Source organism: Mesorhizobium sp. M0051, assembly GCF_040323235.1.
GTDB lineage: Bacteria > Pseudomonadota > Alphaproteobacteria > Rhizobiales > Rhizobiaceae > Mesorhizobium.
The window spans coordinates 1-6,537 of record NZ_JAMYUT010000075.1 but is presented as its reverse complement, the minus strand read 5'-3'; the positions used below and the strand labels follow the sequence as shown (position 1 = coordinate 6,537).

The 6,537-nt window shown below is 59.8% G+C and carries 6 protein-coding genes and 4 pseudogenes; 7 read left to right on the top strand and 3 right to left on the bottom strand.

Annotation, left to right across the window (positions count from 1 at the left end):
• Positions 1–324: 324 nt before the first annotated feature.
• Positions 325–459: pseudogene (locus NKJ90_RS33660) on the top strand (IS6 family transposase); the annotation flags it as partial.
• 83 nt (positions 460–542) lie between these two features.
• Positions 543–2,462, top strand: coding sequence for a potassium transporter Kup (locus tag NKJ90_RS33145; protein WP_352487762.1), 1,920 nt, complete (start codon positions 543–545; stop codon positions 2,460–2,462).
• Positions 2,463–2,618: 156 nt separating this feature from the next.
• Here NKJ90_RS33145 and NKJ90_RS33140 read toward each other — a convergent pair.
• Positions 2,619–3,299, bottom strand: a pseudogene (locus tag NKJ90_RS33140) (IS6 family transposase).
• Positions 3,300–3,305: 6 nt separating this feature from the next.
• On the opposite strand from NKJ90_RS33140, the gene NKJ90_RS33135 reads away from it, so the two are divergent.
• Positions 3,306–3,626, top strand: a complete 321-nt coding sequence (locus NKJ90_RS33135) for a hypothetical protein (RefSeq protein ID WP_352487761.1) — start codon at positions 3,306–3,308, stop codon at positions 3,624–3,626.
• 120 nt (positions 3,627–3,746) lie between these two features.
• Here NKJ90_RS33135 and NKJ90_RS33130 read toward each other — a convergent pair whose 3' ends face one another.
• Positions 3,747–4,124, bottom strand: coding sequence for a flagellar export protein FliJ (locus tag NKJ90_RS33130; RefSeq protein WP_352487760.1), 378 nt, complete (start codon positions 4,122–4,124; stop codon positions 3,747–3,749).
• A 294-nt stretch (positions 4,125–4,418) separates the two neighbouring features.
• On the opposite strand from NKJ90_RS33130, the pseudogene NKJ90_RS33125 reads away from it, so the two are divergent.
• The 3 genes and pseudogenes from NKJ90_RS33125 (at position 4,419) to NKJ90_RS33115 (ending at position 5,939) form a co-directional block, all read left to right on the top strand.
• Positions 4,419–5,146: pseudogene (locus NKJ90_RS33125) on the top strand (IS6 family transposase).
• Complete coding sequence (locus NKJ90_RS33120) at positions 5,143–5,322, top strand: hypothetical protein (protein WP_352487759.1); 180 nt, start codon at positions 5,143–5,145, stop codon at positions 5,320–5,322. The pseudogene NKJ90_RS33125 and the gene NKJ90_RS33120 overlap by 4 nt, the downstream one beginning before the upstream one ends.
• Entirely contained in the window at positions 5,322–5,939 is a 618-nt protein-coding gene (locus NKJ90_RS33115; protein WP_352487758.1) for a hypothetical protein, read from the top strand. The genes NKJ90_RS33120 and NKJ90_RS33115 overlap by 1 nt, the downstream gene beginning before the upstream one ends.
• A 105-nt stretch (positions 5,940–6,044) precedes the next feature.
• Here the strand turns inward: NKJ90_RS33115 and NKJ90_RS33110 are convergent, their stop codons facing one another.
• The gene (locus NKJ90_RS33110; protein ID WP_023679571.1) at positions 6,045–6,320 is read right to left on the bottom strand and encodes an acyl carrier protein; all 276 of its coding nucleotides are present in this window, start codon (positions 6,318–6,320) and stop codon (positions 6,045–6,047) included.
• 79 nt (positions 6,321–6,399) lie between these two features.
• On the opposite strand from NKJ90_RS33110, the pseudogene NKJ90_RS33105 reads away from it, so the two are divergent.
• Positions 6,400–6,537 (top strand): annotated as a pseudogene (locus tag NKJ90_RS33105) (DNA-binding response regulator); the annotation flags it as partial.

Genomic DNA, 6,537 nt, shown 5'->3' with positions numbered 1-6,537 from the left:
CACCCGATCACATGCTCGAAGACGCGAAAGGCACTTGCATGAAACGGGGCATCCACACATGGAGCCTCCGATCAACCCGGGGCGGCACACAACAAGGGTCACGGATCAATCTGGGCGGGAACCCTAGAGAATCAGCCCTCAGAGCCTTTGGTAATAGACCGACCCCTCGCACCTGTTTGGGCTGGGTGTACAAGTCAGGTTTTCATCAGGTTGGACGAGTATGTCTGGCAGCCAGAGCGCGACCACTTCCGTGCCCGCCCGCTCGTCTGGCAGACACACAAAGGAGAAAGATATGCCGTCAGCTACAAGCAGCGCCATCGTTTCCTGCCGCAGATCATCGCCCATCCGGTCTGGCCCTCCTTCAGGTCCCCTTTAGCCTGTGTCTCGTCGAGGAAATGGCCCGGGAGCGGGATCGTGGTTTCGTATGAGACAATCCGCCGGTGCGGCAACAAATGCGGTCCGCATACGGAGCCATTACCTCGCGGCACTTGATATTGCAGTGCAGCAAAGGTAGAGGGCCGCCCCTTATCGGAGTGTCGTCCATGGTCCTTACCAATACTGGTAGCGAGGCAGAACCCGTCGAACAGTCGAGCCATCCGGCAATCGAACAGCAAAGCCCCAAGGTGCTGATGCTAGGCGCGCTCGGCGTTGTCTATGGCGATATTGGCACCAGCCCGATCTACGCGTTCCGTGAGGCGCTGGTGGCGTCGTCGGGCGGCAATGTCGCCGAGCGCGGCGATATCCTCGGCGTGCTGTCGCTGATCATCTGGTCGCTGACGATCATCGTCACCATCAAGTACATCATGTTCGTGCTGCGCGCCGATAACGGCGGCGAGGGCGGCGTGCTGTCGCTGATGGCGCTAGCGCGCGGCAGTTTCCCCAAGCGGTCGGCGGTGATCCTGGGCATCGGCATCGTCGGCGCCTCGCTGTTTTTCGGCGACGCGGTCATCACGCCCGCGATTTCGGTGCTGTCGGCGGTCGAGGGTATGAACGTCGTCACGCCGACCTTCCAGCCCTATGTGGTGCCGCTGACACTGGTCATCCTGGCCATGGTGTTCGCGGTGCAGCGCTTTGGCACCGGCGGAGTGGGATTGGTGTTCGGCCCGGTGACCGCCGTATGGTTCCTGGCAATTGGCCTTTCCGGTCTCAACCACATCATCGCCGATCCAGAAATCCTGTGGGCGGTGAGCCCGCACTACATCGTCGCCTTCCTGATCAATTCGCCCGACGTCGCTTTCGTGACCATCGGCGCCATCTTCCTCGCCGTCACCGGCGCCGAAGCACTCTATGCCGATCTCGGCCATTTCGGCCGCAAGCCGATCGTGCTGGCCTGGCTGGCGATCGTGTTTCCCTGCCTGCTGCTCAATTATGCCGGGCAAGGCGCCTTCGTGCTGGCCAAGAACGGCGTCGTCGGCCATCCATTCTTCGAGATGAACGAAGGCTGGACGCTGATCCCGATGGTCGTGCTGGCGACGGCCGCGACTGTCATCGCCAGCCAGGCGGTCATCTCCGGCGCCTTCTCGCTGACCCGGCAGGCGGTGCAGCTCAATATGCTGCCGCGCCTCGAAATCCTGCACACCTCGGAACGGCAGTCGGGCCAGATCTACATGCCGCGCGTCAATCTGTTGCTGGCGCTGGCGGTGATGCTGCTGGTCGTCGGTTTCGGCGAATCGAGCAAGCTCGCCTCCGCCTATGGCATCTCGGTGACCGGCAACATGCTGGTGACGACGGTGCTGCTGTTCGTCGTCATGACCCGGATCTGGAAATGGCGGCTGTGGGTGGCGGTCGCCATGACGGCGCTGTTCGGCTTCATCGACATCGGCTTCTTTGCCTCCAACATCGTCAAGGTGTTCGAGGGTGGCTGGGCTTCGCTGGCGGTGGCCTTCACCATTGTGCTGGCTATGTGGACCTGGGTGCGCGGCAGCCGCTATCTCTTCGACAAGACCCGCCGCAACGAAATCCCGCTCGATTTCCTCGCCGGCAATCTCCTGAAGAAAAAGCCGCAGCTGGTGTCCGGCACCGCGGTGTTCCTGACCAGCGATCCACTCAGCGCGCCAACCGCGCTGATGCACAGCCTGAAGCACTACAAGGTGCTGCACGAGCAGAACGTCATCCTTTCGGTGGTGACCGCGCCGCAACCGGTGGTGCCCGACAGCGACCGGGTAAAGATGGAGACGGTCAACGAGCTGTTCATGCGGGTGACGCTGACCTTCGGCTACATGGAGCAGCCGAACATCCCGCGCGCGCTGGCGATCTGCCGCAAGCAAGGCTGGAAGTTCGACATCATGACGACATCCTTCTTCCTGTCGAGGCGCTCGCTCAAAGCCTCGCCCAATTCGGGCATGCCGGTGTGGCAGGACAAGCTGTTCATCGGCCTGGCACGCACGGCCGCCGATGCGACCGAATATTTCCAGATCCCGACCGGACGCGTCGTCGAGATCGGAACGCAAGTGACGATTTAGGGCATGCCGCGGTTGAGAAGAATCGGTGCTGTCACATTGAATGAGCGTTAAGGAAATTCAGGTAGCAGCGCGCCCGGCACTGTAAGTTTCAGCGGCTTGATGCAGCGATAGCTGGCCGGGACGGCTGTCACGCTGTGGCGACACACGCGATTTTGTTCAGATTTGCATGGGGGCGTTACGCAGGTCTCGATGTTGAGCCGATGACAGCGCATTGCAGGGAAAGTGAGCAGGTCGGCAATCGGATCATGGATGGAAACGAACCGCTGAAGCTGACGTGCCGACTTGAAGCGTTTCATGATCCTTTCGCGTCGTCGGGTCGGCTGGTGCGAATTTTCCGCTCGATTATTCAGGCCTGTGTGCGACCGGTGTTCGACGCCGGGCATGAGGTCGCGCATGGCGGCATCATAGGATCGGAGCTTGTCGGTGATCATGATCCGTGGTGTCCGCCCTTGAGCTTTCAGCAACTTGCGCATCAGACGCTTTGCCGCCTTGGCATTTCGGCGGCTTTGTACCAGCACTTCGAGGACGAAGCCGTCCTGATCGACGGCACGCCAGAGCCACTGCTTCTTGCCACTGATAGCCACGACACATTCGTCGAGATGCCATTTGTCGCCCAGGCAGCCGGCTGATATTGATCTCCTGGGCGAAATGCCGTCCGAATTTCTCCGCGCAGCTTCGAACGGTCTGATGCGTGACGATGATGCCGCGGGCCGCCAGCATGTCCTCAACCATGCGCAGGCTGAGCGGAAAGCGAAAGTAGAGCCATACCGCGTGCGCAATGATCTCGGCGGGAAAGCGGTGGCGACCATAGAGCGGATCACGAGCAACTTCTGACATGGCCCAATGTACGCACATCTTCATAAGCTGTCGGTTGACTTTACGATGCCGCGCCAAGCGAGCAGCATCCGGCCGGCGGGGCCGACCCCGTCTCCCGGCCCTGAGCAGAACGGCATCGCGCAGGTGCCGCTTCATCCTCGACGCGGCCAGCCTGCTTTGGTTACCGCCGCCGCCGAAAGCGCCAGGCGTTGCCGCCAGGCGCCGGTCCGCCGGCAGCGGTTCGTTTCCACCGAGATCCGATTGCCAACCAGTTCCACTTTCCCCCAATACCTGCGTAACGCCGCCATGCAAATCTGGAACAAAATCGCGTATGTCGCCGCAGCATGACAGCCGTCCCGACCAGCTATCGCTGCATCAAGACGCTGATATCTTTACAGTGCCCGCACGCCTCTCGCGCGCCAACGGCCAGTCGGGTGTCGCGAATGAGGCGCGCTGAAGCCATCCGGCTCAGCCGATCATGGCGCTTCGGTTGCCGGGTTCGAGGTCGTGGCCTCTGCCGCTGCGCGATTCTAGCATTTGCGCCTTGGAGAGCTCTGCTTCAGCCTCGGCGAGGCATGGCTCGGCTGCGGTTCTCTGCCGCAGAAGGTCCGATTGCGAATTCTTGACGTTGTCACGACGTAGGCGAGCGGCCTTGGCGAACGTCGGATAAGCGAAATGATTGACATCGGAGATGCCGGCCTTCGTTTCCTCGGCGTTTATCTGGAAGTCCAGTTCTCGCGCCATGCGTTCGAAATCGGCAATCATGATGTCTAGCTGGTGCAACTGTCGCCGCTTCTCATTCACCTGAAATTGCTTCAGTCGGACCAGATTACCTCGTGGCTTCATGACTCGGTACTCCGGTACCCATTTCGTCCAATCAAACCGCTCTCTCCCCTTAACGTTAGGCCTACAGCGACTCTCACGTTTTCTGCTGCGAGCGGAAACATATTTTCCAAACTCCTTGGCCGATGGCTATGAGTTCAATGGCATCGACAAGCATGCGAGCGGGGGACTTAAGGGGCGGTAAAAAAAGACGGAATAGGGCGATTTTCACAATGTCTGCATTGAACGCGTTGAGACCTGCGGCGGGCTTGACACACAAAGCAATCGTCAAGATTTGCGACATGGACGCCGGGGGGCATGAATACGCCCGCCGTCAGCTACACGCCCCCCGATTTCCGCCGCCTATTATCGCCCACGCGGTCTGGCTTTATTTCCGGTTTCCGCTGAGCCTGCGCCTGGTTGAGGAAATGCTGCTGGAACGCGGCATCGTTTCGTATGAGACAAGTCGCCGGTGGGGCATCAAGTTCGGGCTGGACTGCGCTCGCTGCTTGCGCCGCAAGCCGCCGTGCCGGAATGATGTCTGGTACCTGAACGAAGTGGTCGTCACCATCGCCCGGCAAAAAGCTTTGGTTGTGGCGCGCCGTCGACCAGGATGGATATGTGCTGGACGAAATCGTGCAAAACCGCCGCAACACCAAGGTCGCCAAGCGCTTGCTGACGCGGCTGTTGAAGAAGCAGGGGCTCGCGCCGAAGCGCATGATCACCGACTAGCTGCGCTCGTATGGAGCGGCAAAGCGACAGGTAATGCCGGACGTCAAGCACCGGTCGCACAAGGGGTTGAACAACGGAGCGGAGAATTCCCATGTGCCGCCGCGAAAACGGGAGCGGATGATGCAGGGGTCCGATCGCCGGGAGGCCTGCAACGCTTCGTCTCGACCTTGTCAGCCCTCCGCAACCTCTTCGTCCCGCCCCGCCCCAAACGTTCTGCTCTCGCCATACATGTTCATCGCCTCAGCGCGATGGCGCTGGTGATATCACGACGCGTTTGTACCGCTCGACCTACGCCACAGGTGCCGACGCTGTGACGAGCTTCATCGGTCGCGTGTCGAGTGACGGCACCGGGGACAATTATCGTCGACCGCAGTCCATTGCCCAGACCAAGGCGCTTCTCGGCGTCGGCACGATGGCAAATCGCAGCGTCACGATCTCGGCCGCTGCCCCTTCTGGCGGCGTGGACGGTGATTTCTGGGTGCAGCCGTAATGGCCCTTTACGTCAAAGCCTCCGGGGTCTGGGGGGCGGCCAGCGCCGTATGGGTGAAAATCTCAAGCCTCTGGACCAAGGCTCGACAGGTCGATGTGCGCAGCTCGGGCGTCTGGGAGAAAATGTTCCCGATAGATCTGGTCTTCAATGGCACTCACGAAGACTCGACTGCCACGACCGTTTACACCCACACCAGCATTCCGCTTCTTGTCGCGCCACACGCTAATCGTCGTGTCATCGTGACAACTGAGACCACTGACACCGAAAGTGCAGTGACCGTCAACAGTATGACGATTGGGGGTGTGGCTGCCACCCTTCTCGCTCAGGTGGAAAGCATCTTCAATTCTGGTGTGGTCTATCTGTCAGTGTGGTCAGCCCTCGTGCCAACCGGTACGACGGCAACGATCGTGACCACGTATAGTGAGAGCGTGTTCCGTGACTACATGTCGGTCTATACGACCACCAATTGGGATGGTGTGGTGGGCACTGTTGCCTCTGACAACAATTCAACGGGTGGCCTGACAACGACCGTCAGCATTGGTGCCCTGGGCGCAGCGATCGCAATTGCGGGCAACGCCATCAAGGGGGCATCGGCACTGCGACATGGACCGGGCTGACCCAACAGTTCTCAAACACACCAGTCACGAATAGAAACCACAGCGGAGCAATGGCCATAGCTACCGCCGCCCAAGCTGCCCTCACCGTAACCTGTGCCTACAGCACTACTCCAGCACTTGCCGCACTGCTGGTGGTTCCGCGGTGCGCAACTCCTGACTGGCGACGGCGTCGGCGACATGCCTTACGGACTCGTATTGCCAGAGCTTGTAATCGTCGACAAACCAGCCAAGTCGGCTCTCGATCGCCGTAGCAAGCTCGTTATAGTCGAGGCTGTCGAGGCCGAGATCCCGCATTCTGGTTGTCATCGACACCTCTACTTTTTCGGCAACTAGAGCGTTGAGGGTTTTGAGAACCAGTTGTTCAATTTCAAGTAATGTCATCACTAATACATGCCTTTTGCTTGCAGATTCAGGTAATGCAACCCTGATCGGGGCGCAACCCCCAAAACGAGGTGTGCCGTTGAAACATGTTCTTGTCATTGACGATGATGCCGCAATGCGGCGCCTCATCGCCGATGCATGCCCTGAAGGTAACCGCAGTCCACGATAGCAAGCAGTTTGACTATGTTCTTTCACGTGAGCCAGTCGATCTCGTGGT